The sequence below is a fragment of the Methanocorpusculum bavaricum DSM 4179 genome (assembly GCF_000430905.1).
Classification (GTDB): Archaea; Halobacteriota; Methanomicrobia; order Methanomicrobiales; family Methanocorpusculaceae; genus Methanocorpusculum; species Methanocorpusculum parvum.
Map to the genome: position 1 here is coordinate 93,052 of NZ_AUMX01000006.1, position 24,386 is coordinate 117,437.

Annotated in this window: 27 protein-coding genes; 8 read left to right on the forward strand and 19 right to left on the reverse strand. The window is 53.7% G+C overall.

Annotated elements, in window-relative coordinates:
* Positions 1–132: 132 nt before the first annotated feature.
* Entirely contained in the window at positions 133–2,202 is a 2,070-nt protein-coding gene (fdhF, locus tag H575_RS04405) for a formate dehydrogenase subunit alpha (RefSeq protein WP_042698504.1), read from the forward strand.
* A 2-nt stretch (positions 2,203–2,204) separates the two neighbouring features.
* Positions 2,205–3,449: a Coenzyme F420 hydrogenase/dehydrogenase, beta subunit C-terminal domain gene (locus H575_RS04410; RefSeq protein ID WP_042698507.1), complete on the forward strand. Its 1,245-nt coding sequence runs from the start codon at positions 2,205–2,207 to the stop codon at positions 3,447–3,449.
* A gap of 183 nt (positions 3,450–3,632) precedes the next feature.
* Here H575_RS04410 and hisD read toward each other — a convergent pair whose 3' ends face one another.
* Genes hisD through H575_RS04445 form a run of 7 tightly spaced genes read right to left on the reverse strand, consistent with a single transcriptional unit; the run spans position 3,633 to position 8,418 of the window.
* Entirely contained in the window at positions 3,633–4,883 is a 1,251-nt protein-coding gene (hisD, locus tag H575_RS04415) for a histidinol dehydrogenase (protein ID WP_042698510.1), read from the reverse strand.
* 41 nt (positions 4,884–4,924) lie between these two features.
* Positions 4,925–5,383 carry a C-GCAxxG-C-C family protein gene (locus H575_RS04420; protein WP_042698512.1) on the reverse strand — a complete coding sequence of 153 codons (459 nt, stop codon included), beginning with the start codon at positions 5,381–5,383 and terminating at the stop codon, positions 4,925–4,927.
* A 40-nt stretch (positions 5,384–5,423) separates the two neighbouring features.
* Positions 5,424–5,903, reverse strand: coding sequence for an HDIG domain-containing metalloprotein (locus H575_RS04425; protein WP_042698513.1), 480 nt, complete (start codon positions 5,901–5,903; stop codon positions 5,424–5,426).
* Entirely contained in the window at positions 5,896–6,531 is a 636-nt protein-coding gene (locus H575_RS04430; protein ID WP_042698516.1) for a TFIIB-type zinc ribbon-containing protein, read from the reverse strand. The genes H575_RS04425 and H575_RS04430 overlap by 8 nt, the downstream gene beginning before the upstream one ends.
* Positions 6,528–7,601, reverse strand: coding sequence for an ATP-grasp domain-containing protein (locus tag H575_RS04435; protein WP_042698519.1), 1,074 nt, complete (start codon positions 7,599–7,601; stop codon positions 6,528–6,530). The genes H575_RS04430 and H575_RS04435 overlap by 4 nt, the downstream gene beginning before the upstream one ends.
* Positions 7,598–8,155 carry a tRNA (cytidine(56)-2'-O)-methyltransferase gene (locus H575_RS04440; RefSeq protein ID WP_042698522.1) on the reverse strand — a complete coding sequence of 186 codons (558 nt, stop codon included), beginning with the start codon at positions 8,153–8,155 and terminating at the stop codon, positions 7,598–7,600. Before H575_RS04440 ends, H575_RS04435 begins: the two co-directional genes overlap by 4 nt.
* Complete coding sequence (locus H575_RS04445; RefSeq protein ID WP_095642446.1) at positions 8,152–8,418, reverse strand: hypothetical protein; 267 nt, start codon at positions 8,416–8,418, stop codon at positions 8,152–8,154. Before H575_RS04445 ends, H575_RS04440 begins: the two co-directional genes overlap by 4 nt.
* A gap of 66 nt (positions 8,419–8,484) precedes the next feature.
* On the opposite strand from H575_RS04445, the gene H575_RS04450 reads away from it, so the two are divergent.
* The gene (locus H575_RS04450) at positions 8,485–8,892 is read left to right on the forward strand and encodes a hypothetical protein (protein ID WP_042698528.1); all 408 of its coding nucleotides are present in this window, start codon (positions 8,485–8,487) and stop codon (positions 8,890–8,892) included.
* Here H575_RS04450 and H575_RS04455 read toward each other — a convergent pair.
* The 5 genes from H575_RS04455 to artA are packed head-to-tail and all read right to left on the reverse strand — an operon-like array spanning position 8,889 to position 12,771.
* Positions 8,889–9,599, reverse strand: coding sequence for a UPF0280 family protein (locus H575_RS04455; protein WP_042698531.1), 711 nt, complete (start codon positions 9,597–9,599; stop codon positions 8,889–8,891). The genes H575_RS04450 and H575_RS04455 overlap by 4 nt on opposite strands.
* A gap of 8 nt (positions 9,600–9,607) precedes the next feature.
* Positions 9,608–9,994 (reverse strand): 4Fe-4S binding protein, encoded by a 387-nt coding sequence (locus H575_RS04460; RefSeq protein ID WP_042698533.1) that lies wholly within the window; start codon positions 9,992–9,994, stop codon positions 9,608–9,610.
* Entirely contained in the window at positions 9,991–11,499 is a 1,509-nt protein-coding gene (locus tag H575_RS04465; protein ID WP_042698536.1) for a homocysteine biosynthesis protein, read from the reverse strand. The genes H575_RS04460 and H575_RS04465 overlap by 4 nt, the downstream gene beginning before the upstream one ends.
* Before the next feature lie 40 nt (positions 11,500–11,539).
* Positions 11,540–11,914, reverse strand: a complete 375-nt coding sequence (locus H575_RS04470; protein ID WP_042698539.1) for an HIT family protein — start codon at positions 11,912–11,914, stop codon at positions 11,540–11,542.
* Between the two features lie 2 nt (positions 11,915–11,916).
* Positions 11,917–12,771: an archaeosortase A gene (gene artA / locus H575_RS04475; RefSeq protein WP_052319961.1), complete on the reverse strand. Its 855-nt coding sequence runs from the start codon at positions 12,769–12,771 to the stop codon at positions 11,917–11,919.
* Between the two features lie 103 nt (positions 12,772–12,874).
* Here artA and H575_RS04480 point away from each other — a divergent pair, with 103 nt between their 5' ends.
* Complete coding sequence (locus H575_RS04480; RefSeq protein WP_042698541.1) at positions 12,875–13,195, forward strand: transcription factor S; 321 nt, start codon at positions 12,875–12,877, stop codon at positions 13,193–13,195.
* Between the two features lie 72 nt (positions 13,196–13,267).
* The gene (locus tag H575_RS04485) at positions 13,268–13,837 is read left to right on the forward strand and encodes a TATA-box-binding protein (protein ID WP_042698544.1); all 570 of its coding nucleotides are present in this window, start codon (positions 13,268–13,270) and stop codon (positions 13,835–13,837) included.
* A 77-nt stretch (positions 13,838–13,914) separates the two neighbouring features.
* Here H575_RS04485 and H575_RS04490 read toward each other — a convergent pair whose 3' ends face one another.
* Positions 13,915–14,373: a YbhB/YbcL family Raf kinase inhibitor-like protein gene (locus H575_RS04490; protein WP_042698547.1), complete on the reverse strand. Its 459-nt coding sequence runs from the start codon at positions 14,371–14,373 to the stop codon at positions 13,915–13,917.
* Between the two features lie 53 nt (positions 14,374–14,426).
* Here H575_RS04490 and tsaA point away from each other — a divergent pair, with 53 nt between their 5' ends.
* Complete coding sequence (gene tsaA, locus H575_RS09645) at positions 14,427–15,266, forward strand: tRNA (N6-threonylcarbamoyladenosine(37)-N6)-methyltransferase TrmO (RefSeq protein ID WP_081406658.1); 840 nt, start codon at positions 14,427–14,429, stop codon at positions 15,264–15,266.
* On the opposite strand, the gene H575_RS04500 is transcribed toward tsaA, so the two are convergent.
* The 6 genes from H575_RS04500 to H575_RS04530 all read right to left on the reverse strand — a co-directional run bounded on the left by H575_RS04500 (position 15,235) and on the right by H575_RS04530 (position 22,858).
* Entirely contained in the window at positions 15,235–15,912 is a 678-nt protein-coding gene (locus H575_RS04500) for a hypothetical protein (protein ID WP_042698550.1), read from the reverse strand. The two genes, tsaA and H575_RS04500, sit on opposite strands and share 32 nt — an antisense overlap.
* 2 nt (positions 15,913–15,914) lie before the next feature.
* Complete coding sequence (locus H575_RS04505) at positions 15,915–16,550, reverse strand: MarC family protein (RefSeq protein WP_042698553.1); 636 nt, start codon at positions 16,548–16,550, stop codon at positions 15,915–15,917.
* A 96-nt stretch (positions 16,551–16,646) separates the two neighbouring features.
* Positions 16,647–17,420 (reverse strand): LytS/YhcK type 5TM receptor domain-containing protein, encoded by a 774-nt coding sequence (locus H575_RS04510; RefSeq protein WP_042698556.1) that lies wholly within the window; start codon positions 17,418–17,420, stop codon positions 16,647–16,649.
* Positions 17,421–17,541: 121 nt separating this feature from the next.
* Positions 17,542–19,029, reverse strand: a complete 1,488-nt coding sequence (locus H575_RS04515; RefSeq protein ID WP_042698559.1) for a carbon starvation CstA family protein — start codon at positions 19,027–19,029, stop codon at positions 17,542–17,544.
* Positions 19,030–19,706: 677 nt separating this feature from the next.
* Positions 19,707–21,122, reverse strand: coding sequence for a radical SAM protein (locus H575_RS04525; protein WP_042698564.1), 1,416 nt, complete (start codon positions 21,120–21,122; stop codon positions 19,707–19,709).
* 92 nt (positions 21,123–21,214) lie between these two features.
* Positions 21,215–22,858 carry an ABC1 kinase family protein gene (locus H575_RS04530; RefSeq protein WP_042698567.1) on the reverse strand — a complete coding sequence of 548 codons (1,644 nt, stop codon included), beginning with the start codon at positions 22,856–22,858 and terminating at the stop codon, positions 21,215–21,217.
* Between the two features lie 144 nt (positions 22,859–23,002).
* Here H575_RS04530 and H575_RS04535 point away from each other — a divergent pair, with 144 nt between their 5' ends.
* Positions 23,003–23,140 carry a rubredoxin gene (locus tag H575_RS04535; protein WP_394296161.1) on the forward strand — a complete coding sequence of 46 codons (138 nt, stop codon included), beginning with the start codon at positions 23,003–23,005 and terminating at the stop codon, positions 23,138–23,140.
* A gap of 6 nt (positions 23,141–23,146) precedes the next feature.
* Positions 23,147–24,331, forward strand: a complete 1,185-nt coding sequence (locus H575_RS04540) for an FprA family A-type flavoprotein (RefSeq protein ID WP_042698573.1) — start codon at positions 23,147–23,149, stop codon at positions 24,329–24,331.
* Positions 24,332–24,386 lie beyond the last annotated feature (55 nt).

Below are 24,386 nucleotides of genomic sequence, written 5' to 3' on the forward strand. Positions count from 1 at the left end.
TATATTTTAGATTTTGAAAGGGTGTTTTGTTAGCAGGTAAACTAACAATAGTTAATGTTAACTTATAATACCAGTTCGGCATGAAGGTTAATATGCGCAGTTTCAAACCTATATTCATATGAGGTTTTACAAATGACTGATTTGAAGTATGTAACGACAACCTGTCCGTACTGCGGAACCGGCTGCTCATTCAACCTCGTTGTCCGTGACGGAAAAACCGTAGGAGTAACTCCCTTCACCCGTTCACCAGTCAACGAAGGTAAACTGTGTCCAAAAGGCATGTATGCGCATGAGTTCGTCAACAGCCCCGACAGACTTACCACCCCTCTGATTAAGAAGGACGGAAAGTTCGTTCAGGCAAGCTGGGATGAAGCAACCGACTACATCGCACAGAAGATGAAGACATTCAAACCCTCCGAGATTGCCTGTCTTTCATCCGCCAGAACCTCTAATGAGGATAACTACGCTTTGATGAAGCTTGCTCGTGGTGTGTTCAAGACGACTCATATCGACCACTGTGCACGTCTGTGCCACTCCTCCACCGTTGCCGGTCTCGCAACCTCTTTTGGCTCCGGTGCAATGACAAACAGCATTCTCGATATCGAGAAGTCAAAATGTCTCTTTATTCTTGGTTCCAACACCTTTGAACAGCACCCGCTGATCGGACGCCGTGTCACCATGGCCAAGAAGAACGGTGCAAAGATCATCTACGCCGACCCGCGTTTCACGCCGACCGGAAAGCAGGCAGATCTGTACATGCAGTTCCGCAGCGGATCCGATGTGGCAATCCTCAACGGTCTGATGCAGATCATCATCAAGAACGGCTGGGAAAACAAGGACTTCATCGCAAACCGTACAAAAGAGTACGAAGCAATGAAAGCTGTCGTCATGAAGGACACCTACTCGCCTGAAAATGTCGAGAAGATCTCCGGTATCCCGGCAGCCCAGCTCAAGCAGGCAGCAGAGTGGATCGGAACCTCCGGCGCCACTGCTATCCTCTATTCCATGGGTATCACCCAGCACACAGTCGGTGTCGACAACGTTCACTCTGTCGCCAACATCCAGATGCTCTGCGGCAACCTCGGCCGCCCCGGAACCGGTGTCAACGCACTTCGCGGACAGAACAATGTGCAGGGAGCCTGCGATATGGGAGCACTCCCCGTCAGCTTCACTGCATACCAGAAGGTCACTGACCCGGCAGCACACAAAAAGTTCGAAGATGCATGGGGCTTCCCGGATGGTATCTGCGAACCGAAGAACGGTTACGAAGTTACTGTCATGATGGATATCTTGACCGACAAGCCCGGAGAGCTCAAAGCACTCTACATCATGGGTGAGAACCCGATGCTTTCCGACCCGGACTTAACCCACGTCAAACACGCCCTTGAGGCAGTTGAGTTCATGGTTGTCCAGGATATCTTCCTCACTGAGACCGCAGAGCTTGCAGACGTCGTTCTTCCGGCAACCTGCTATGCAGAACGTGACGGAACCCAGACCTCGACCGAACGCCGTGTCCAGAAATGGAGAAAGGCACAGGACCCGCCAGGAGAAGCAAAACTCGACTGGGAAATCATCGCAATGGTCGCAGCAAAGATGGGCTACGCAGCACAGTTCCCGTGGAAGACCTCCGAAGATGTCTTCAACGAAATGAGAATGCTCACCCCGTCCTACCGCGGAATGACCTACGAGAGACTCGACAAACCCGAAGCCCTCCACTGGCCATGCCCCGAAGAGACCCACCCGGGAACCCCGATCCTTCACGGAGCTAAGTTCTCCCACCCGGACGGACTTGGAATCTTCTTCCCATGCGAATGGAAAGCACCTGCTGAAGTTCCGGATGCAGAGTATCCGTTCATCCTTACCACCGGCCGCTGCCTGTGGCACTGGCACACCGGTACCATGACCCGCAGATCCGGCAGTCTTGACCACGAAGTCCCGACCGGATGGATCGAGATCAACACCGAAGATGCAGCCGACCTCGGTATTGCCGACGGCGAAATGATCAAAGCAATGACCCGCCGCGGCGAAGTCGTTGTTGGTGCAAGAGTTACCCCTGACATCATGAAAGGCGTCATGTTCATGCCCTTCCACTTCGTTGAGTGCGCAGCAAACATGCTGACCAACAATGCACTCGACCCGGTCTGTAAGATCCCGGAGTTCAAGGCATGTGCTATAAAGGTTGAAAAGATCCAGGAGGCCTAAAAATGTCAGCAAAAGGCGATATGTTCTACGCATGGACCAACGTATCCGATATCAAAGGCGAATGCGGCGGAGCAGTAACCTCAATCCTCAAGTACCTGCTTGAAAGCAAGATCGTAGATGCAGTACTCACTGTTCAGAAAGGCGCCGATGTCTTCGATGCCGAACCTGTTGTGATCACCGATCCGGCTGACCTCGTAAAGTCTGCCGGTTCCCTCCACTGCGGAACCCTGCTGCTGCCCAAGCTCATCAAGAAGTACCTCAACGGTGCAAAAGACATGAAACTTGCCGTCACCTGCAAAGGCTGCGACGCAAAGGCAATGTACGAGCTTGCAAAACGCCAGCAGATCAACCTTGACAACATCGTCATGATCGGTCTGAACTGCGGAGGATCCGTCTCACCGGTTCTCGCCCGCAAGATGATCACCGAAAAGTACGGGATCGACCCCAACGACGTCGTCAAAGAAGAGATCGACAAGGGACAGTTCATCGTCATGACCAAAGACGGTCAGCACAAAGGCATCAAGATCGATGAGCTCGAAGAGGAAGGTCTTGGCCGGAGAAAGAACTGTCAGCGCTGCGAAACCAAGATCCCCCGCCAGACCGATATAGTCTGCGGTAACTGGGGTGTTATCGGCGAGAAAGCCGGCAAGGCAACCTTCGTTGAGATCTGCTCCGACAAAGGCGCAATGATCTTTGACGGCGCTGTCAAAGCAGGCGTCCTTACAACCTCCGCACCTGAAGAGAAAGGCCTCGAGATCCGTGACAAGATCGAAAACGTCATGATCAAGATGGGCAAGAAGAACCAGGAAACGCAGTTCGCCGCGATCGGTGAAGGCACCGACCGTCTGAAATACATCATGGCAGAGACCGGCCGCTGCATTAAATGCTACGGCTGTATTGAAAACTGTCCGATCTGCTACTGTGTTGAGTGTTCCACCAAGAAGCCCCACCTTGTCAGACCAGGGCAGGTCCCGCCGGACTTCATGTTCCAGATGATCAGATTCGCCCACATCGCCGACTCCTGTGTCAACTGTGGTCAGTGTACAGACATCTGCCCGCAGAACATCCCGAACTCACTCTTCATGCACGCCCAGCAGGTCGAGCTTGAAAAGATGTTCGGTCACAAACCGGGTATGGACATGGAACTCCCGGTCCTTGCATTCGCCGAAGAAATCGACGAGCGCGCCCGCCTGAATGCAACCGGCTCGGACATGATCTACGAGAACGTGTTTGGCGAAGAGAAATAATCTTCATCAGCAGTTACAGGAAAAAACCATTTACAGAGCCGGCCGGAGAAGCACTCTCTCACTTCTCCAAAAGCCGGCTCTGCTTTATTTTTTGGATTTGTACACGCGGATCTATTTTCAGCAGATGTTTCGTCGGCAGTGAAACGTATCTTTCACCAGGCGCTGGAAAAAAGAAAAAAAAGTTCAGGACCGGCGGATCATTACCGACGCGGCATGGGCGGCAAGTCCTTCGGCTCCGGCCAGTAGTTCTATGATGTCCCCGATCGAATCCAGCCCGTCCCTTGTGACCATCTGAACCTGCGAACGTTTCATGAAGTGGTGAACATCCAAGGCCGAGTAACTCTTTGCATAGCCGGCAGTAGGGAGAACATGGTTCGTTCCGGACGCATAATCCCCGCAGGCCACCGGCGTGTATGGGCCGATGAAGATCGAGCCGGCATGGCGGATCTTTCCAAGCGTCGTCAGCGGATCGACGGTCTGGATCGAAAGATGCTCCGGAGCGATCTCATTCATCAGATCGATCGCTTCATCCAAATCACCGGCGATCACATAGCCTGAGTGGGCCAGAGCTTTTTCCATGATCTCCCGGCGCGGGGCGGACGCGATCTGCTTTTCGATCTCGGTCCCGACGTCATGAGCGATCCGTTCCGACGAGGTCACCAGAACGCAGGCCGCGTTCGGATCGTGTTCTGCCTGGGCAAGGATATCAGCTGCGATGAACGCGGGATTTGCCGACTCGTCCGCAAGAACGCCGATCTCGCTTGGACCTGCCGGAAAGTCGATCTCCGCATATTCGCGAAGCAGCATCTTTGCCTGGGTAACAAACACATTTCCCGGGCCGACGATCTTCTGGACCGGCCGGATCGTCTCCGTTCCAAGAGCCAGCGCTGCAATTGCCTGGGCTCCGCCTATCGAGTAGGCTTCCGTCACGCCGGCAATGTCGAGAGCGACAAGGGTCAGCGGATGTACCGGCGGCGGCGTACAAAGAACGATCTCAGGAACGCCGGCAACGCGGGCCGCAACGGTTGTCATAAGGACCGTGGAAGGATACGCCGCCCGTCCGCCGGGAATATAGGCGCCGACACGGTCAAGAGGCGTTGTCTTCACGCCGAGCGTGATCCCCGGTTCCGTCTCCTCAAGCCAGAGCGATTTATCCATCTGAAGTTCATGGAACCGGCTAATACGTGCCTCGGCCTCGATCAGCGCCTGGACAAGGGCCGGATCGACCTCATCATATGCCGCATCGATCGCTTCCTGCGAGATTTGAAGCGAGGAAAGCTTCTGCTTATCGAACTTTTCCGTCAGCGCAAAAAGAGCCGCATCGCCATTTTTCCGCACATCCCCGATTATTGCTTCGACCGATTCCTTTACGTCGGCCAATGAGCCGCGGCGCATCGAAACCCACGACTCAACATTAAGCGGCTGCCATAACATGATAAACAGTATGGGTCGTGGAAAGATTTAGAGTATGGGGATTACTTTCTTTCGTCTGCTTCCCATTCGCCCAGCTTTTTTTCAAGGATAACGGATGCGGACTCCACCATCTTGGGACAGATCGTTTTAAACAGGCCCTTCTCTTTGATTATCGCGAGTTCATGCTCCTTCAGGATATCATATCCAAGAAGGTCCCGGCAGAGGATCGAGCCGTTTTCCGCTTTGAACGCATCGAGAAATTCCACGGTTTTTTCATTCGTATCCGCTTTTGCTTCAACATCTTCTGCAGTGGAGGCCCCGTATTTCAGACCGATCACCATCAGCGCACCCGTAACTGCGCCGCAAACCTCGCCGTACCGCATGCCTGAACCGAAACTTCCGGCGATTTTCTTTGCGGTCTTTTCATCGACACCGAGGTCGTTCGAGAATGAGGAAAACACCGACTGTGCACAGTTTAACCCCTGGGAAAACGCAGCTACTGCTTTTTTTGCATTATCCATAAGTAAATCCCTTAAAGATATTCCATTAATTGGAAAAAAATCATTCGGCGAGCAGTTCGACTTCCATCGAAAGACGCCAGATCTTTCGTTTCGAACGGGCAGGCAGATCCGCGATCTGCATCATCCGCTCATAGATCGTCACCTCGCGCGATCCGGACACCAGATTATCCGCATGTGCTACGATCTTCTCCTCAAGCGTCTCCGGGATCGCAGAAACCGGCGGCAGACCAAGAAGAACGGATTCGTCTTCGGTCAGACCGGCGCCCGTATGCCTTCCGACGATTTTGGCGATATCCTCGGAAAGTTCCAGACGGCGGCAGATCTTCGCCCCTTTCGCGGCATGTTTGATTGAATGCGTCTTCGATCTCCCGATGTCATGCAGCATCGCCCCGGCATGTACCAGATCGGAATCGACCGACTCGCCGCTATAGCGTGCGGCGACCGCGGCAACTTTTTCGCAGTGGGAAACGACTCCGGCATCACAGCCGGCCAAAAAAAGAGTATGGGAATATTCAGGCATTGTCAAGCGCGGTCTGCATCTTGGCCAGACGTTTTTTCAGCGCAGCAACGATCAGCTCGTCATCAAAATGCACAAGCATCGTCCCACAATGGGGGCAGGAGAAGTTGGTCGTCATGGCGTTATTAAAGGTCGTCGTGATCCCGCAGTTCTTGCACTGATAAAAGTCGTTTGCCTCATCATATCTCAGACGCCCGGCAAGTTTTCCTGCCGCGACCTCCATCTCGTTACGCAGGACCATGTTCATATGATCCATACGCATAAGCCAGAGATAGGTCAGCCAGCCGGTCTCATTGTTTTTGATCCGGCGGTATTCGGCAAGCCGGTGCTCGTATAAATTATAGAGAGTGTGACGAACCGAGTTCAGATTGATCCCGGTAAGTTCGGCGATCTCCTCATCGCTGCGTTCTGCACCGATGAGCTCCTCATCGGAACGCCGGGACTCGGCCAGGAACCGCGCTTTGTCGGATGCCTTGAGATCCTCACTGCTCAGTTTTGCCTCGATCCACCTGCGCGCGTATTCCACGTCTGACCAGCGGCGAAGGAGTTCCAGGCCCTCTTCTCCCACTAATTTCAGCAGATATTGATAGATTGCCGGATTCCCGAGTTGCTCTTCTGTGATGACCGTCATTCCTTAATAAGTTGGAGTGCATCCCTAATATGTTTATCCAGCGAGGCGAACGCCTCTTCGCGGGTCTTGCCAAAACCGGTCACGGAAAACATCACCTCTCCCTCTTCAAAGGAGGTGCCCGGATACGGAATGTCGGTGATGTCTGCAGATATCGCGGAAAGATCGGCATTGATCGTTATATCGCAGGGGGCGGCGAGGATCCGCCTGACCGCAAAACAGACCGGATCCGGGCGTTTTTTCGGCAGGATGCCCAGGCATGCATCGGCGTGCAGGGAAAAAAGGTTGATCCCAAGCGCCTTTTCCACCGTCTCGACCGTTCCCTGAAACCGGGGATTTATTTCGATGGCGTAAGCCTCCTTATCGGTCAGAACAAAATCCACCCCGACCGAACCGACACATCCGCTTGCAGCCACGATCTTTTCCGCAAGCTCCATCATCCGTCCGGCAAGAGGATGTCTGCACGGAGTGAGAGAACCGGAGAAGGCATAGGCGCAGGTGTCCCCGCCGCGAAGGATCTGTTCGTTTGCGCAAAGAGCCAGCGCCGAGGTCCCGGTCCCGAGACAGGAAACGCTTGCCGGCTGTCCGGCGATCGGTTCCTGCGCCATGCAGGGAACATGCTCCACGAACTCTTCCCAGATCCCGCGTTCCGCATCCGAACGGACACAGGCGTTTCGCCAGCCTCCGGCGCCGGAAAGGGTCTTCATCATCGCCGGGTACTCGCCCTTTTCCAGCCTGCGGGGAACGGGTACGCCGATCTCCTCAAAAAAGTCCTGGGTCTTTCCCTTGTCCATGAATCGTTTCGCGACATCTGCCACAGTTCCAAGACGGCGCGGCATCTCGAGAAGTTCCGCGCCGGATGTGGTCACGACATGATCGATGTCATACCTCTCCAGCATCCCGTCAACGGCAAACGGCAGTTCGTCCAGCTCATCGAAAGCGAGATGATCCTTCGTACACGAGATCAGGTCCTGGTCGCAGAAATGGTCTACTGCATAGACATCATACCCGGCACGTGAGGCCGATGCGGCAACATGGCGGGTGGTGTATCCGGCGACAAGAACGCTCTTCATAGCTCTTCTTCGTTCCCGTGCTCGTGTTTGATCGTGGTCTTTCCGATCTTTGTCGGCAGGACCTCCAGTTCGGCGTCCGGGAAGGCAAGATCCAGTTCCCTGCCTTCATACAGATGATCCAGACAGAGAGCAAGAGCCGAAATTTCCGAATGCGGCTGGTTTGCGACCGCGACATTGTAATCGGCAAGTTCATAGAGATCGCCCGGAACTTTTTCGGCGCCGACCACGATCATGACCTTCTCCTCCTTTCTGATATCGGCGATAACGTCCTGAAGCCGCAGACCGTACATGGTCAGGTGGACGACTTTGCCGCCGCTCTTTTTGAACTGGTTGATGCAGGACTTCCACTTGACATTGTTTTCGCAAAAAAAGGTCCCGCCAAATCTTGCTGCAACATCCGTGATACTGTCAGCAACCTTGGCATCATCGGCTGCAAGATACATGCCGCTTGCCCCCAGAGCGCGGGAGCTTAAACCGACATGGGTGGTGACACGCTGATCCCTTTCGGGACGATGGCCTATTCTGAGGATATAGGATTCAGGTTTGAGATTCATTTTCGGACCTTGATAACGCCGTTTTCGATATAGATATCTGAGGGGGCGTTTTTGATTTCGTTCAGTATGAACATATCATTGAGTGAGAGAGCACAGACCGTATCGCCGGCAACGTGAATGAGACAGGCTTTCTCGAGTCGTGCAAGGGAGGCTTTTATCTCTTCCACGGAAAACAGTGAACGCTCTGCCAGTTCGGCGACCGTCATGTTCCCGCATTCAGGGATACAATGAAAGAGCGCCCAGTCTATGTCCTCATTTCTCATGTCCTAACAATTAGGAGGAGAGAGACATTATACTTTATTGAATCACACAACAGAAAAGTACCTTATATGGCGTACACCTCCAACTCCGAGCTTGACTCTCTGGCCGATGAACTGTATGAAGCGTCCGGGGATGACGACTTCGTCCTCGCGGAACTTCTTCGCGGCCTGCCAAAAGAGACTGCGGTCAGGCTCTGCACATCGGATCTGACCAATGCTCTTCAGACCTACCTTTACGCCTTCGAAGAGGAACCCGCAGTCGAGATCTATGAACGTCTGCTGCTCCAGCCCTCTTCACAGATCCTCCGCGGGATCAAGATCGGAAACGCGGAGCTCGCGGAGCTGATCTTCGGGTTCGATAAGAACTCTTCGCTCTTTTTTATCGCGGTCTGGAACGGGGAAAAGTTCCTCAAAGCCTTCTCCGGTCCCGGCGCCTACCGGGAAGCGGTGAAGTGTGCAAAAGAGCAGTGCGCCTAACCTTTCGTGATAAGATCATACCTGACATCTGCCGCGGCGATCTTTGGAAGATCCCCCCACTGGCCGATCCAGTCCCCGATCACCGCATAGACGGCAGAGACCGAGGATCCGGCAACCTGTTCCATGACCTCGTCAAAGTTCTCCGGCGTAAGTATATTGCAGAGTCCGGTTGCCCAGGCATCGGCCTTCGCCGGATCACGGGAAAAACAGGTCACTAAGTCCGCGATCCCGAAGGAGACCGAAGGGCCGACGGTCGCTGAGGATGTGCATATCCCGAGGATCTCGTTTTGCGGCGGGATGATGAATGCGGTTTTTCCCGAAGACGGCGCGGACCCGGCGTAGATCCCGACACGCACGTCCCGATCAGAAAACAGTACGATATCCCCCCCGTTGTCGATCAGTCCGAACGCGGCGCCCAAATCCCGCATCGCCAAAACACCCGCCCAGCCGATCGATGCGGCGACCGCGGCCATAGGGCCGACATCAGCTTCAAATGCGGCATCCGCCATCCGTCTGACCGTTTCCGGGGAGCCGGCGGATGCCGGAACGGGTCCGTAACTCATCTGAAAAAAAGGATCGGCCAAAAGATACCGCTCAAGACTGGTCCGCGCCGCGATCATCCCTTCCTTTGCCGCTTCGATGTGACAAACATCGTCGGCGAGGATCGTGGTGATCGTCTCGCGGTATGCGAACTTTTCGCGGATCATGTGAGCCGTTACTTCTGGATGCTCAGCGCCCGCTGGGGGCAGTAGGTCGCACATCTTCCGCAGAGGACGCAGCGCTCGGAATCAACGACGAGCTGCCAGTTCTCGTCAAAGGAGAAGACCTGCTTTTGACAGATGCTGATACAAAGTCCGCAGTCCACACAGTCTGTACGGTTGTGGGAAACCGCGTCCTTCTGAATACGGATCGTGACCCCTTTTCGCGTGAGTGCCGCGATGAATCTGCCGGCATCATTATCATCCACATCGAGGAGCGCCCAGCCCTCATCCCCGTCGATCAAGGCGCGTTCCACATTCACCATCACGCCTGACCGGAGGATAGCGGCGGCAATGTTTGGGTACTGGACCCCGTCGGAGTCAAACTCGACCATCAGCTTCATCTTCGTCCCCTCCCGCCGACAAGATCACCGAGATCATACGAGTTCAGCATCCCGAGGATATGCCGGGACGAGTCGATCACCACAAGGGCGCCGATGTTGTGCTGCTGAAGGATCCGGGCGGCAAAATCCACCGGCGCGTCCGGACCGATCGTGATGACGTTTTTGGTCATGATCTCCGAAACGGTCATATCCTGCTCATCATTTGCAAATGCTTTGGAGACATCATACGTTGTGACGATACCGATCAGCCGGTTCTCCCTGTCGATAACCGGCAGATGGTTCGTCTCGCCTTTCAGCAGACGTTTCGCCGCCTCTTTGACGCTTTCGCCGCCGGTGATCGTCACGAATTTAGCGACCATCATCTCATTCACATGACAGACATACCCCTTCTCCGCCATGGGTTTGTTCCTCTTTTCGGCATCGATCGGCCGGGAAGCATGAGCCATCGTAAAGGAGCCTTTTTCGATCCGGACCTTCAGCTCGGCTGCGACCTCACGTGCCTTTTTATAACTCGAGAGGGGAGAACAGCGGACCTCTTCTCCGTCGATCTCGACCGATCCGCTCTTCAGCTCGGCATAGGTGACCTCGCGGATCACGGGCCGGTCCCGAAACGGCGTGCCGTAATCGACGATGCTCGTTTTCAGATCCTCATCGCGGACCGCGGTATGCTGCACGATCTCCTCGTTCAGAAGAGGGATCGGAACGCCGATGCCGACATACATCGTGACGCCGTATCCGGTCATGGTGGCGGCGCGGATAAAATCAGGAGACATATCCTTCATGTTTCCTGCGGTCATCAGGGTGCCGAATCCCGATCCGGGTGATGACTGCGTGCCTTCCCCGACCACGACGCCGTTTGCGCCGCCGATAAAGATCGGAGTGCCCGAACCGATCACGGAAAAGGTCGGATCGTTTGGAAGAGGAGAGAGACACCCGGCGCCGGAGTAGGTGATATTTCTGTGGGAAGGCAGAAGATAGCCCATATAGGTTTTTATTGCCCGGTCGCTCATATTCACGGCTGCATTATAGCACTGGTAGGCGTTTCTCGGATTGACCATGATTGCCTGATTGAGTTCCTGGAGCGTGAACTCGTTGGTTATGGAGGTGCGGGGATAACAGTCGGTCCCTTTTGCCCGTGCATGGAGCTCCACGGATTTTCCGGCGATCAGATCCTGAATGACATGGGCCCCGCCGTACTCCGCGTTTCTGGTGGTCGACTCCTGGGTCGCTCCAAGATAACAGTCGACGGCCGCAATGCCTGCATATGCTTCCACATTATTGAGCCACATCTTCTCCATCCTGATAGGGATCTCGGGATGACCAAAGTTCAAAAATGCCCCGGACGAGCACATCGCGCCGAAAGTACCGGTGGTGACCACGTCCACTTCACGAAGTGCCCCGGTAACGCCGAGTTCGTCGACGATATCCGGCATCTCTTCAGCGCTGACCACACGGACACTTCCATCACGAATACGCTCATTTATTTCGTCGATGGATTTGTACATATAATTATTAGTTAATCCCGCTCATCCTATATTAACTGCGTTATTTTGCCTGAGGATAATCCTGTTTTGCCCGGATTACCGCCCGGATGCCCCCGCGCGGATTTATAACGTCACCGGCATATCTCGGGATGAGGTGCAGGTGGGCGTGCATGACCGTCTGGCCTGCCGCCTCCCCGCAGTTCACCCCGATATTGTAACCTGCAGGCGAATACGCCGCATCAAGATGGATCTTCGCACGGCCGATCAGTTCACTCACGGCCGCGTGTTCGGCGGGGGTAAGGTCGAACCAGGAAGAAACATGCCGGCGGGGAATGATCAGGACATGACCCGGTGAGACCGGATAGAGATCCCATTTCACATAGGCGAGATCATTGCCGAACAGACAGGCGTCGTCACTGCAGAACGGGCAGTCCATGGTTACTTCCGCTGACCTCTGCCGAGCAGGGCACGCAGATCGTCCCGGTAGATGAACAGGATCTCTCTGATATTGCTTATCAGTCCGGGTGAAAACCTGAAGAGCAGGTAGGCGATCACGAGGATCAGGAGGAACGCCGCTCCTTCGCAGATGACATTGTGAGACCAGAAAAAGCTTGCATACCCGGGGATCGTCGGATGAGCGAGCTCCTCCTCAAACCAGGGGAACCACTGTCCGAAGTATGCCATGATCACAAACACGTTCCTGAAGATGTTTATAATAAATATCGGTGCCGCGACCAGCAACGTCAGACCGATCTTCTGTTTCCACGAGGTCTTGGTGAGAGCGATGACTCCAAGAAGGATCGCGACCGCCGTAATCCCGGTGCATCCGAGGATGATCTGATCCATGTATCCGTAGGTCTGACCGGGAACGGCCCAGACCGACTCAAACATATCCCAGCCGGCCATGATGTAGGGGAAGCTGAGCATATCGAACACCGCCCGGATACAGAACACGACCACGGAGATCAGCCAGTTCCCAAGTTCGGTGATCAGGGCGAACGGAGCATACACGATCCCGCCGACCGCGGCCGCGTAGGTGAGCCGCAGGATCCGCACATCACCGGCAGTCAGGCGCCTGACCGTAATATAAATGAGCGGAAGACCGGCTATCACCATGACCGGGTAGAAGATGTTCCCCTCTTCGATAAGGGCGGGCAGCATCAGAAGAAAGCTGAACTCCAGAAGGATCCACCCGGTGATCGCGGTGAATCGTTCATGTTTTCCCGGGATCAGCGTAAGAAGAAATGCAGTCAGACTGATGATAAGGATCCAGAGTATAAGGGTATCCAGCATATTAGATGCTTATTGGTAGGGCATAGTCGGATAAATGGGTTTGCCACCCGGACTGACGGATCCCATAAGAGTATTTAACGTTGAAAAACCAATAGTGTATTCTATGATGTTCTGCCCAACATGCGGAAAGCTGATGAAATCAAAGGACGGCCAGTTATGCTGTTCAAAATGTGGATATACCGAAACCATCACCGCCGAAAATAAGGAGCAGATGAAAAAAGTCGCGTACATGCAGGAAAACGACATCCTCATCGTGGAAGAAGGCGCGGATATCGGAACGAAACCTACGATCGCGATAAAATGCCCGAACTGCGGTCACGGCCTGGCCGAGTGGTGGCTCCGTCAGCTGCGCAGTGCTGATGAATCCGAGGTCAGATTCTTCCGCTGCACAAAGTGCAAACACACCTGGCGTGAATACGATTAAGCCGGTTTCCCCCCTCTTTTTTTAAGCAGGTCACACGAGTATTTATATACTTACCTGTAATATCTTATAAATATGTCAAACCTTCCCGAAGACTCACTGAAGATTGAGAATATCGTTGCATCAACCAAGGTGAATGACAGTCTGGACCTGGTGGCCTTGGCCGCCCAGATTCCGGGAGCGGAATATAATAAACAGCGTTTCCCGGGAGTCGTTTTGCGTATGCAGAATCCAAAGATCGCGGCATTGGTCTTTGGATCCGGAAAAGTCGTTCTCACCGGTGCAAAAAGTCTGGAAAACCTCACCAAAGGACTGGAGTATCTCGTTGCCCTGTTAAAGGATCTAAAGATCCAGATCATCGACAATCCGACCTACACCGTCCAAAACATCGTCACCTCGGCGGATCTCGGCAGCCGGATCAACCTCAACAAGATCGCCATGAGTTTCAATCTTGACAAGATCGAGTATGAACCCGAGCAGTTTCCCGGACTCGTCTACCGGCTGGATGATCCGAAAGTGGTCGTTCTGCTCTTCGGTTCGGGAAAACTGATCATCACCGGCGGGAAGAAAACGGCCGACGCCCAGCGTGCGGTAAAAAAGATCTACGAAGATCTGATCGCTCTCAAACTTCTGCAAATAGAATAATCGATACCAAACCCTCTTCAATACTGTTTTTTTTTCTGCAGCCGCTGACGGGAGCGGCTGTGGAAAAATCAGGGGTGTTATCCCTGATAGACTACTTCGAGACTGCCGTGCGCGACGGTCTTTCCATCACGAAGCGCCTCGATGACCTCATCCATTTTCGCATTTGCCGCAATGACGAGCGGTTCGACCCTGCCGAATACCTGGAAAAGGAGCCGGTCGGTGATCCCAAGGCCGGGCGACGGACCGTGCCAGGCATGCTCGCCGAAGTCGTTGAGTCCCTGGACTGCCGGGAAAGGAAACTTCGGCGCAGGTCCGGCGTCGTATCCAGGCGGGATGTACCCGACGGAGGGAATGTTCCAGACGGTCCAGATACATTTGGTGTTCTCGCCGCCGGACTTGTTCTGAACGACCATTGCTATATACTGGACTTCCTTTGAGACACCCTGGAGTTCGATCTTCGGGGAGATGTTGCCGCCGGGAAAGCTGCTTGACGCAGTCAGCCCGTGGGTTCCTACGTGAATGGTGATTGTGTCCATATTCTATACTCTAACAGGCAAATTAATTAAAGTATAGGTCGAGTTACTATTCCATGGACCAGTTGACGATCTACACCGACGGAGCAAGCCGGGGAAATCCCGGACAGGCCGCAGCAGCCTGGCTGATTTTGCGGGGAGACGATGTGCTGGAATCGGATGTGCTGACCCTCGGCCGGGCAACCAATAATGCGGCCGAGTATGCGGCCCTGAATGCGGCTCTTGGCCGGGCGGCGCGGCTTTGCACCCCGAAAGAGACCAAAGTGGCGGTCTTTTCCGACAGCAATCTGATGATCTCCCAGATGACCGGAAGATACGCGGTCCGGTCGCCGGATCTTCTTCCCCTGTATGAAAAGGCACGATCTCTGGCATCGGTGTTTGCGGGCGTCACCTACACGCATGTTCCGCGGGAGAATCCCTATGTCGGTTCCTGCGACTGGTTATGCAATAATGCCCTTGATCTGCTGGCACGCCCCTCCCGCCCGGTGCAGAAGAGAATCGAGTGCGTCCCGATCGGGATCGTTCATTCGCCGTTTGAGACCAAAGAGGATGCTCCCCGGCAGGGGATCTTTACCGACAAACCGAGCCGGATCACGATCTACGAAAAATACCGGGACGGTCTCTCTGGTCTTTGTGCAGGGGACAAAGTCTTTGTTTTGTGCTGGTTCGACCGGGCAGAACGCGATATTCTGAAGGTGAAGCCGCATGGTCACGGGGACGGGAAAATGCGGGGCGTTTTTTCGACCCGTGCGCCGGTCAGGCCCAATCCGATCTCCCTCACGCTTGTCACGATCACGTCGGTCAATGATCTGGTCCTTACCGTCAAAGGGCTTGAAGCGCTTGACAATACCCCGGTCCTTGACATCAAACCGTATTACGGGGATATCGACAGCTGAGCAGCATTTTGTCGGCGATCTCGACCATTTCCCTGACTTCGGCTTCACACCTTCGTTCGACGGCGCTGTAATCCTTCGCGTCGACCATATCCCATACTTTTTTTCCGGTAGGTTTCTGCTCACGTTCGGGCAGGAGGGCGTCGGCGAGCTGGTTGTGGGAACAGGGATGCAGAATAGGGGTTTGGTTCCTGACGAATCCTATCCCGGCGACGGAGAGGTCGACGATCCGGCATTTGCCGAGGGTTTCATAGATCTCTTCGGGCGCGGCCGCGTTGTACTGGAGACATTTTGCCATAAGGAACGGCATGTCGAATGTGGATATGCCGACCCCGCATACCACAGGATCCGCCTGGATCATTTTTTTGGTGTTGACACGCGCCCACATCTCAGCAAAGACCTGATAGAGTGAGAGCACGACGTTTTCTTCGCTTCCTTCGCGCCACATCCAGAAATGGGCATAATCGTTGGTGACTTCGCCGGCGAGCGGGAGCCCGCTGTAGACCACGCCGCCGAGAAGGGTGTGACCTTCCCGAAATGCATTTACCGCAAGGGAAGCGCCGGTCCGTTTTTTCCGGTCGGCCGGCGGGACGAATGCTTCGAGATCGAAGACGAGGAACTCGGTCTGGTTCGGGGTGAAGATGACCATGTTCAGATGACCGAGAGACTGATGAGGCCGAGGATCCCGGTCCAGATCGTGTGAACTGCGATAGCAGTCAAAAGAAGACCGACGATCTTTGAGAGGATGACGAGGACGGTCTCCCCGAGGAGTTTTTTGATCTGCGCCGAGAAGATGAGGATCAGCCAGATACACAGGAGAGCGAGGATGACAGCGAGGAGCGTCAGAAGAATGCCGTCCTGTGCGCCAAGGATCATGACGGTGGTGATGGTTCCCGGCCCGCACATGACCGGCGTGCCGATGATGACGCCGGCCATGGATTTTTTGCCGATCCGGTCACTGCTTTCAAGGTTTTTGTGGCCGGCCGAAGAACCGCCGATCTCCAGACCCAGAACGATCTGCAGACCAAGAATAAAGAGGATGATACCGCCGGCAACTTTGAAGCTTTCGAGTTCGATCCCGAGCAGATCGAAGAGGAGGTTATTGAATATCAAAAATGTCAGCATGAGAATGCCGGCGACGCCTGTTGCGACGAATGCCTGGCGGATCATCTCGGCTTTCTGGAGATCTCTGGTGAGATTGATGAACATCGAGACCGAGAGAAGGGGATCCAGGATAATTATCAGGGTAAACGCGGCTGATATTATGGTCACCAGTAGTTCCAGCATATAAGTAGTATTGAGCGTTCCCGCATATTATACCTGGGGCACGCTCCCGGTTTCCTGATAAAAAAAGATACGGGACGGGGTATTTTTCCCGTCTGATCACTTGCGGGTGAGTTTGCTCCAGCGTAACTTTTCGATGCCGGTTCTGCCGAGACACGCGTATCTGCGGACAAAAAAGGCAAAAATCGCAACACAGAGAGGAGTGACGACACACATCACCGGTACGCAGAATGCAATCGTAGAGAGGACCTGTTCAGTGGTCATCGTTCCCATACTTAATACATAGATGGGGAAAACGACGATCACGTGCAGGAGTTCTACGATCAGTGCAATGATAACTGCACGCAGGATGGTAAGTTTTCCCTGCCAGAACCGGATCGCAATACCTGAGAGGAAACCTGCCAGAATCGTCCCTATCATACAGGGTACGGCGACGATGCCCCCCTGCAGGAACCGCAGATATCCGCTGACCAGACCTACGATCGTACCGACAATCGGACCTCCAAGAAGACCGGCGAGAATAGCGCCGACGTCACGGAAGTTTACCAGGACCCCGTTCACTTCAACCCCGCCGTAATTACCGTAAAGGGAGATCCCCAGAGTCAGGAGTGCTGTCCAGACAAGATCCGTGAGTTTTGCTTCTCCGGAAACCAGACGTTCGAAGACTCCGGTGATCGTAAACAGATAGAGAATAACTGAGGCAATCATCATCCGGGCAAGGAGCAGGATGAGAACGGCATACTGGGATGTACCTTCTCCGAGGGTAGAGAATCCCGCATCATATGCCAGAAGGAAGGCGGCAAGCACCAGTCCTATAATAATCGACACGAAGATTTTTGTGTTTTGTGTGGGTTTTTCTTTAGTTTCTGCCATAGAGAGGCCTTCAACATAGTCATTTTTGATGAAATGTCATCTCTATTGGAAAAAGAATTATTTATGGGTAATTATTTTACCCTGCCGTGAGATCACGCCGCAATCATTGATTAAACCGGATCTACGCTTCATCAGCCGAGAAGGCCGTGTCGGCCCGCAGTTTCCGTCCCTGCCTGACCAAAAAGAAATAGACCGCCGCGGTCAGGGCGCCTGACACGGGATACGACATCTCAAGAGGCATCCCGATCCCAAACGGCACCCCGGCAAGATGCTCCGGACTCGACCAGAGTATGAACGAGATCACGACAAACAGGATCCCGGCGCCCGGGATCATCGTGATCCAGAACGGTTTTCCTTTACTGATCAGATACACCGTCGCCGTCATCAGCGCAAACGAAGCTATCACCTGATTGAACCAGGAAAAGTAGTTCCAGAGGACCGCATACCCGGTAGGGATCAGATTCGACCAGAACAGAAGCAAGGTTATCGCGGCAACCAGCGGAAGAGCCAGAAGAATGCGCTTTCTCATCGTCGACTGATCGAATCCGAAATGGCCCGCGACCGAGGTCCGCATGACACGAAGGGCCGTGTCCCCGCTCGTGATCGCGAGGATGATCAAAACGAGTATCGCGAGCACGATAAGAAACGTCGGGAACACCAGATCCAAAATCTCGAAGATGATCGCGTTGCCGTTCGCTGACGCAAGCATCTCGGGTCTGAGCGTAAAAATGATCGAAGCGCCCGCCGCCCAGATCATCGCGATGATGCCTTCGGCGACCATCATCCCGTAGAATACTCTTCTTCCTTCGCGTTCCGAGGTGATCGTCCTTGATGTGATCGGCGACTGGGTCGCGTGGAACCCGGACAGGATCCCGCAGGCGATAGTGATAAAAAGCATCGGCACGATCGGCTGGCCGCCGGGATGGGCGGAGAATGCTTCGGTGATCCCTGCCGGCGTCAGGACAAGGTCAGGAATAGACGAAGCAAACGGGATGTAGGCAAAACACAAAAGGGCGGTGACCAGAATCAATGCCACGCCGAATACCGGATAAATTCTCCCGACCACTTTGTCGATCGGAAAGATCGTCGAGATGATATAATAAACAAAGATCCCGACAACCGCACAGACCAGAACCGCCGGCCCAAAGGGCAGCAGAAGAAGAATGAAATTTGCCGGAATGTTTGTAAACGTCGTAACAAGAAGCAGAAGTGAAAGGATCACAAGAACAAGAAAGATCGCGCCTGAGGTCCTGCCGAGAAATTTGCCGACCAGGCCCGTCATATCGGAACCATTGTTTCTGGCCGAGATCATCCCCACGTAATAGTCATGGATCGCCCCGCCGATCACGTTGCCGACCGGGAGGATGAGAAAGACGACCGGCCCGAACTTCATCCCAAGGACAACACCCACGATCGGCCCCATCCCGGCGATGTTCAGCAGCTGGATCAGCATGTTCCGCCGTCTGGAAAGAGGAACACGCTCGACCGCGTCCGGATTCTTCAGTGCAGGGGTTTTCCGGTCGTCGGGCCCGAATATTTTTTCCGCGACTTTACTCCAGAAGAAATAGCCGAAGATGAGGATACAAATGCCTGCAAGAAACGTGATCATACTGATGATTCTATAGTGAATCATCCGACACGTTAAAAATTGTGAATCGGACTTACTCGGTGCTGGTGCGGCGCCGATTCGGGAAAGGTAAGGTTGGGTGTGGAAGCATGAGATAAACCAACCGCGAATCGGCGCGAATCCCGCCCTTCGGGCTCCCAGAATCGGATTTGCTTAACCTCACTCTCGCCCGTCGTGTCTAGTCGCAAGGCAAAGCCTTGCTCCGCTAAGGTTGTCCGCTTTCAGCGTCCAACCCGCTATCAACACGACGGCTCGTCCCTTTATCGGGACCGTTCGGGCAAATCCTGTCGCCGCCCCAGCGGCTCCCGTGAGAGAGATGCATATTGGGCATTACTATATGTGAAAATATCCATTTTACTGTCAATCACTACGTAAGATCAAGAGATAAATCAATAACGGGAGGCGCTGGAGCGCCGACAGGATTTGCCCGAACGGTCCCGATGAAGGGATGAGCAAGACAGCGAAGCTGGATTGCGAAAGTGAGGAAGAGCAAATCCGATTCTGGGAGCCCGAAGGGCGGGATTCGCGCCGATTCGCGGTTGATTTTTTCTCTTGTGTCGACACTAATACCATACACGAAATCGAAGTACATCTCATACGCACATCAGTTTTTTCGATAGATAGTACACCACGTAAGTCCTATTTGAAAAAGAGTTTGGTTATTTGCGGTCCGGGTTCTTACACCCGCATCCGCAGCCGCCGGGACAGGCAGCCTTCGCAGCCTTTTCCGCACGATTCTCTACCCAGAGTTCAGCGGCGACCGGCGCCCACTTCTCTGCTGCGGGAACGGTCTTTTTCATCAGATCATGAACATCTTCCGGATTCACCATATCCGTGGACTTTGCTTTGGCAGCATCCACCATCGCAGTAAGCCTCTCCGGATTGTCAAGCAGGGGACAGGGGCGGAGATGGTTTGGATTGAACGGCTGGTTTGCGCGATACTGCATAAACAGCGGGGATTTGTATGCCTCGAGAAGCGTGTGGGTCCTGATGTTCGCATCAGAGTAATGAATGAATGCGCATGGCTCGATGTCGCCGTTTGCATTGATGTGGAGATAGAACCTGCCGCCGGCGATACAGCCGTTCACATACTCGCCGTCGTTCCAGAAGTCCATCGCAAAGATCGGGCGGGTCGCACGGATATGTCTGACCTGGTGATACATATGCTCCCTCTGCTCAGGTGTTGCGAGAAGTTCAGGAACGGCGTCCAGACCGACCGGCATATACGTAAAGAACCAGGCAAACTTCGCTCCCCGGGCGATCATATCATCGATGTAGGCGTCACTGCCGATAATATCGGTGTTGGCGCTCGTATAACAGCAGGAGATACCAAACGGCAGTTTCTTCTGTTTCAGGATCTCCATCGCCTTGATGACTTTGGCATACACGCCGGCTCCCCGTCTGGCATCCGTCGCCGCCTCATCCCCTTCGATACTGATCGCCGGAACAAAGTTCCCGACCCGGAGCATCTCGTCAGCAAATGCCTCGTCGATCAACGTGCCGTTCGTAAACGACAGGAAAACACAGTCGCTGTGTTTTTCGCACATCCTGATGATGTCTTTTTTCCGGACAAGCGGTTCGCCGCCCGAGTACAGGAAGAAGTAAGTACCGAGAGCTTTTCCCTGCTCGATGATCGAGTCCCACTCTTCAAGGGTCAGGTTCATCCGGTTCCCGTACTCAGCCGCCCAGCACCCGATGCACTTCAGATTGCAGGCGCTTGTCGGATCCATCAGGATCGCCCAGGGAATATTGCATCCCTCTTCCTCTCTCAGCTTGATCTTCTTGTCTCTGCCGAGAACAACGGCATTGACGATGAAGTTCTCGAAGATCTTTTTCCTGACAAAAGGATCGATGTCGGTGTACAGATCGGTTATGAACTTGTACCAAACCCCGTCCTTATCGGAAAGCACCCGCTTCACGGTTGGAAGAGGACCTTCCAGCGTGTTGTTTTTATCCAGAAACTCCACCCATTTGAGGAGTTTCGGAATGTTTTTTTCAGGATCGGAGTCCAGATACCCAAGGACCTGTTTTATACCGAGAGCCTGAAGTTTCTCTTTCAATGTACTATGTGTCATTATTGGTTAACTCCGGAAGAGTACTGTATAACTAATAGTATCGCCCCTTCTCTTTGATATACTTGTTGTCACGGATTGCCGGGAAAAGAGGGTCAATCCTCGTGTTTTTTGCTCCGGCTCCGCATCTTATAGAAGATGACGATGATCACGAGGACCGCAGCGATGTAGGCGATCACCGGGAGAAATTCCGAGGTGAAGGTCTGACTCATCATAACAAGCGACAGGCCGATCACGATCGCGGAAAGGATCAGACCGATCACCAGTTTATCGACCGAACTTTCGATCGTTTTACTCAGATCGGTCACCTCTTTTGCGGAGATATCCACTTTGAGTTTGCCTTCCGAAGCCATCTCCAGGACCGACCCGAGCTGCCGCGGGACGCGGGCAAGATCTTCGAGTCTGACTTTGGCGTCCAGCAGCTTTTTCTGAATGTTGGCGGGATCCCGCATATCATCGGCAACGATCTTTTTTAAGAACGGTTCCACCTCTTTGGTGAACTCAAGATCCGGATCGAGCGTGAAGGCGACGTTGGAGACAAGCATCAGGGCCTTTAACAGCTGCATGATATTTGCCGGAACGCGGATGTTGTTTTTCTGGAACAGATCCTGGATGGAACCAAGCAGACCGGAAAAGTTCACCTGGGCGCCCATCTCTTTGTAGTCCAAAAGGGCGAGATACAGTTCGCTTCGAAACTCGTCGATCCCGGTCGAGGGGATCTGGACACCCAGATTTTTGATATAGCGGATCGTCAGATCAGTATCCGCCGAAAGAAGAGCAAGGATCAGCGAGATGAATTTGTTCCGCATATCCTTCATCACGACCCCGCAGACACCGAAGTCGAGGAAGACCAGGTCGCCGGACGGGGAGATCCGGAGGTTTCCCGCATGCGGATCACCGTGATAGAACCCGTTTTGGAAGATCTGGATCATGAACGCTTTCAGACCCCGGCTTGCCAGATCTTTTGGATCCATGCCCATCGCAAGGATCGCGTCGATGTCGTCGCTCCTGCATCCGGCGACAAACTCCATTGCCAGCAGCTCTTTTCCGGAGATGTCCCAGTAGATCTTCGGGACTTTGATCCCCGGAATGCCGGAGAACTTCATGTTTCGGGCAAGGCGTTCGGCGTTCATTCCGTCACGGGTGAAGTCCAGCTCCTTTCTGATCTGCGTGGTGAAGTCATCAACGAGCGAGACCGGGTTGTAGATCCGCAGTTCCGGGCGTTTGTCTTCGAGCAGCTGGGCGATGGACCGGAGGAGAACGACATCCTGCTCGATCCTTGCGGTGATCCTTGGACGCTGGATCTTGAGTGCGAGGATCGTTCCGTCCTGCATGACGGCCCGGTAGACCTGCGATATGGAGGCGGCGGCGAGGGGTTTTGGATCGACCGAGGTGAAAACGTCACGCCAGTCGGGAATATATTCGTCGAGGGTCGGGATGACTTCATCGAACGGAACAACGCCCACCCGGTCCTGGAGTTTGCACAGTTCGTCGATCATCTCGGCAGGGAACAGTTCTGTTCTTGTGCTCATGAGCTGACCGAACTTGACAAACGTGGGACCCAGTTCCTCAAGCGCCATCCGGATCCTGACATACGCCGAGTAGCCGCTGAACTCTTCCACGGCTGCTTTTTTCGTATTGATAAATCCGGGAAACATCTCATTGATGAAGTAACCAAACCCGTATTTGACTAAAACATCAGCGATCTGACCATATCTTCGAAGACTTACACTCGCCATAGTGTAGTTGTTAATTGGCTTTTGCAGATGTTAATGTTACGTCTAAATTATCCTATAGGAAGTGCTTATAAACCTGAGGATCAAATTATTGTAATGCCTTAGAAACTAAGGAAGGATTGATACAAAATGGACAAATACCGTTGTATGGTCTGTGGCTATGTCTACGACCCGGAAAAAGGCGCAGGTATCATGTACCCTGCCGGAACATCTTTTGAATCACTTCCAGACACCTGGAAATGCCCTGTCTGCAGCGCTGGTAAGTCGCAGTTCAAAAAGGTGTAACCAGTCATGGCAGCCCGCGAGATTGTTGAAAATATCTATGCGGTCGGAACGATCAGCTGGGATCTTCGGTGCTTCGATTCGATCATGCCGACGCCAAGGGGCAGCAGTAATAATGCATACCTCGTAAAAGGCAGCGAAAAGGCAGCCCTTATTGATACCGGTGAAGCGCATGAAGAGGCGGAGTTCATCACCAATCTGATGCGGGCTGATCAGCATTCCCTGGATTATATCGTCTGTCTGCACGCAGAACAGGATCATTCCGGATTATTGCCGCTGCTTCTGGAAGTCTATCCGATGGCCAAAGTCGTCACGAACGAGGTCTGCAAAGGACTCCTCATGGCGATGCACCATCTGGAAGAGGTCGAGGAGCGGTTCATCGTTATCGGGGACAAAGAGACGCTTTCTCTTGGCGACAAGACGCTGAAGTTCTATCTTGCCCCCTGGGTCCACTGGCCCGACACGATGTTTGCAGAAGTCGTCGAAGACAAAGTTCTGTTTACGACGGATTTCCTCAGCACCCACTACGCTTCGCCGACATTATTCCAGAACGATGACTCTTCTGAGTATCTGGAAGGAGTGAAACGCTATTATGCCGCGATCATGATGCCGTTTAGAGCAGCGGTCCGTGAACAGCTGGCACTGGTGGAAGAGATCGCGCCAGAGATCGTGGCCCCGAGTCACGGTCCGGTCTTAAAGCTTCCCGCAAAGATCATGGATCTCTATCATGACTGGGCATCCGAAACGCCGAAGAATTCGGTCGTTGTCGCCTATGTCACCATGCACGGCAGCACAAAACTGATGGTCAACTTTTTGGTCGACGATCTTGTGCAGCGCGGGATCCCGGTTCACCAGTATAATCTTCTGGAGACGGATTCCGGTGTTCTCGGCAGTGCGATCATCGATGCTGCGACCATCATTCTTGCAACGCCGACCGTTCTGTTCGGCCCGCATCCGCTGGCCGTCAACGCGGCGTATCTGGTCAGAGCGCTTCGTCCGAAGGCAAAATATCTCGGCGTGATCGGTTCATACGGCTGGGGAACCAATGCCGTGAATTATCTTGCCGAGATGCTTTCCCCGCTCGGGGCCGAGGTCCTGGAACCTGTGTATATCAAGGGTCTTCCTGATGAAGAGGCGGTCTCTTCTCTGCACAAACTGGCTGATTCGATCGAAGAGCGTCACAAAACGCTCTGAATCTTCTTTTTTTATTCCCCGATACGTACGTTTTTATTCCAGATCGACCTAAGAT

Excerpts from the sequence above, each read along its gene's own strand:
- fdhF (WP_042698504.1), top strand. The coding sequence starts at position 133 with ATGACTGATTTGAAGTATGTAACGACAACCTGTCCGTACTGCGGAACC.
- H575_RS04410 (WP_042698507.1), top strand. The coding sequence starts at position 2,205 with ATGTCAGCAAAAGGCGATATGTTCTACGCATGGACCAACGTATCCGAT.
- hisD (WP_042698510.1), bottom strand. The coding sequence starts at position 4,883 with ATGTTATGGCAGCCGCTTAATGTTGAGTCGTGGGTTTCGATGCGCCGC.
- H575_RS04420 (WP_042698512.1), bottom strand. The coding sequence starts at position 5,383 with ATGGATAATGCAAAAAAAGCAGTAGCTGCGTTTTCCCAGGGGTTAAAC.
- H575_RS04425 (WP_042698513.1), bottom strand. The coding sequence starts at position 5,903 with ATGCCTGAATATTCCCATACTCTTTTTTTGGCCGGCTGTGATGCCGGA.
- H575_RS04430 (WP_042698516.1), bottom strand. The coding sequence starts at position 6,531 with ATGACGGTCATCACAGAAGAGCAACTCGGGAATCCGGCAATCTATCAA.
- H575_RS04435 (WP_042698519.1), bottom strand. The coding sequence starts at position 7,601 with ATGAAGAGCGTTCTTGTCGCCGGATACACCACCCGCCATGTTGCCGCA.
- H575_RS04440 (WP_042698522.1), bottom strand. The coding sequence starts at position 8,155 with ATGAATCTCAAACCTGAATCCTATATCCTCAGAATAGGCCATCGTCCC.
- H575_RS04445 (WP_095642446.1), bottom strand. The coding sequence starts at position 8,418 with ATGAGAAATGAGGACATAGACTGGGCGCTCTTTCATTGTATCCCTGAA.
- H575_RS04450 (WP_042698528.1), top strand. The coding sequence starts at position 8,485 with ATGGCGTACACCTCCAACTCCGAGCTTGACTCTCTGGCCGATGAACTG.
- H575_RS04455 (WP_042698531.1), bottom strand. The coding sequence starts at position 9,599 with ATGATCCGCGAAAAGTTCGCATACCGCGAGACGATCACCACGATCCTC.
- H575_RS04460 (WP_042698533.1), bottom strand. The coding sequence starts at position 9,994 with ATGAAGCTGATGGTCGAGTTTGACTCCGACGGGGTCCAGTACCCAAAC.
- H575_RS04465 (WP_042698536.1), bottom strand. The coding sequence starts at position 11,499 with ATGTACAAATCCATCGACGAAATAAATGAGCGTATTCGTGATGGAAGT.
- H575_RS04470 (WP_042698539.1), bottom strand. The coding sequence starts at position 11,914 with ATGGACTGCCCGTTCTGCAGTGACGACGCCTGTCTGTTCGGCAATGAT.
- artA (WP_052319961.1), bottom strand. The coding sequence starts at position 12,771 with ATGCTGGATACCCTTATACTCTGGATCCTTATCATCAGTCTGACTGCA.
- H575_RS04480 (WP_042698541.1), top strand. The coding sequence starts at position 12,875 with ATGATGTTCTGCCCAACATGCGGAAAGCTGATGAAATCAAAGGACGGC.
- H575_RS04485 (WP_042698544.1), top strand. The coding sequence starts at position 13,268 with ATGTCAAACCTTCCCGAAGACTCACTGAAGATTGAGAATATCGTTGCA.
- H575_RS04490 (WP_042698547.1), bottom strand. The coding sequence starts at position 14,373 with ATGGACACAATCACCATTCACGTAGGAACCCACGGGCTGACTGCGTCA.
- tsaA (WP_081406658.1), top strand. The coding sequence starts at position 14,427 with ATGGACCAGTTGACGATCTACACCGACGGAGCAAGCCGGGGAAATCCC.
- H575_RS04500 (WP_042698550.1), bottom strand. The coding sequence starts at position 15,912 with ATGGTCATCTTCACCCCGAACCAGACCGAGTTCCTCGTCTTCGATCTC.
- H575_RS04505 (WP_042698553.1), bottom strand. The coding sequence starts at position 16,550 with ATGCTGGAACTACTGGTGACCATAATATCAGCCGCGTTTACCCTGATA.
- H575_RS04510 (WP_042698556.1), bottom strand. The coding sequence starts at position 17,420 with ATGGCAGAAACTAAAGAAAAACCCACACAAAACACAAAAATCTTCGTG.
- H575_RS04515 (WP_042698559.1), bottom strand. The coding sequence starts at position 19,029 with ATGATCACGTTTCTTGCAGGCATTTGTATCCTCATCTTCGGCTATTTC.
- H575_RS04525 (WP_042698564.1), bottom strand. The coding sequence starts at position 21,122 with ATGACACATAGTACATTGAAAGAGAAACTTCAGGCTCTCGGTATAAAA.
- H575_RS04530 (WP_042698567.1), bottom strand. The coding sequence starts at position 22,858 with ATGGCGAGTGTAAGTCTTCGAAGATATGGTCAGATCGCTGATGTTTTA.
- H575_RS04535 (WP_394296161.1), top strand. The coding sequence starts at position 23,003 with ATGGTCTGTGGCTATGTCTACGACCCGGAAAAAGGCGCAGGTATCATG.
- H575_RS04540 (WP_042698573.1), top strand. The coding sequence starts at position 23,147 with ATGGCAGCCCGCGAGATTGTTGAAAATATCTATGCGGTCGGAACGATC.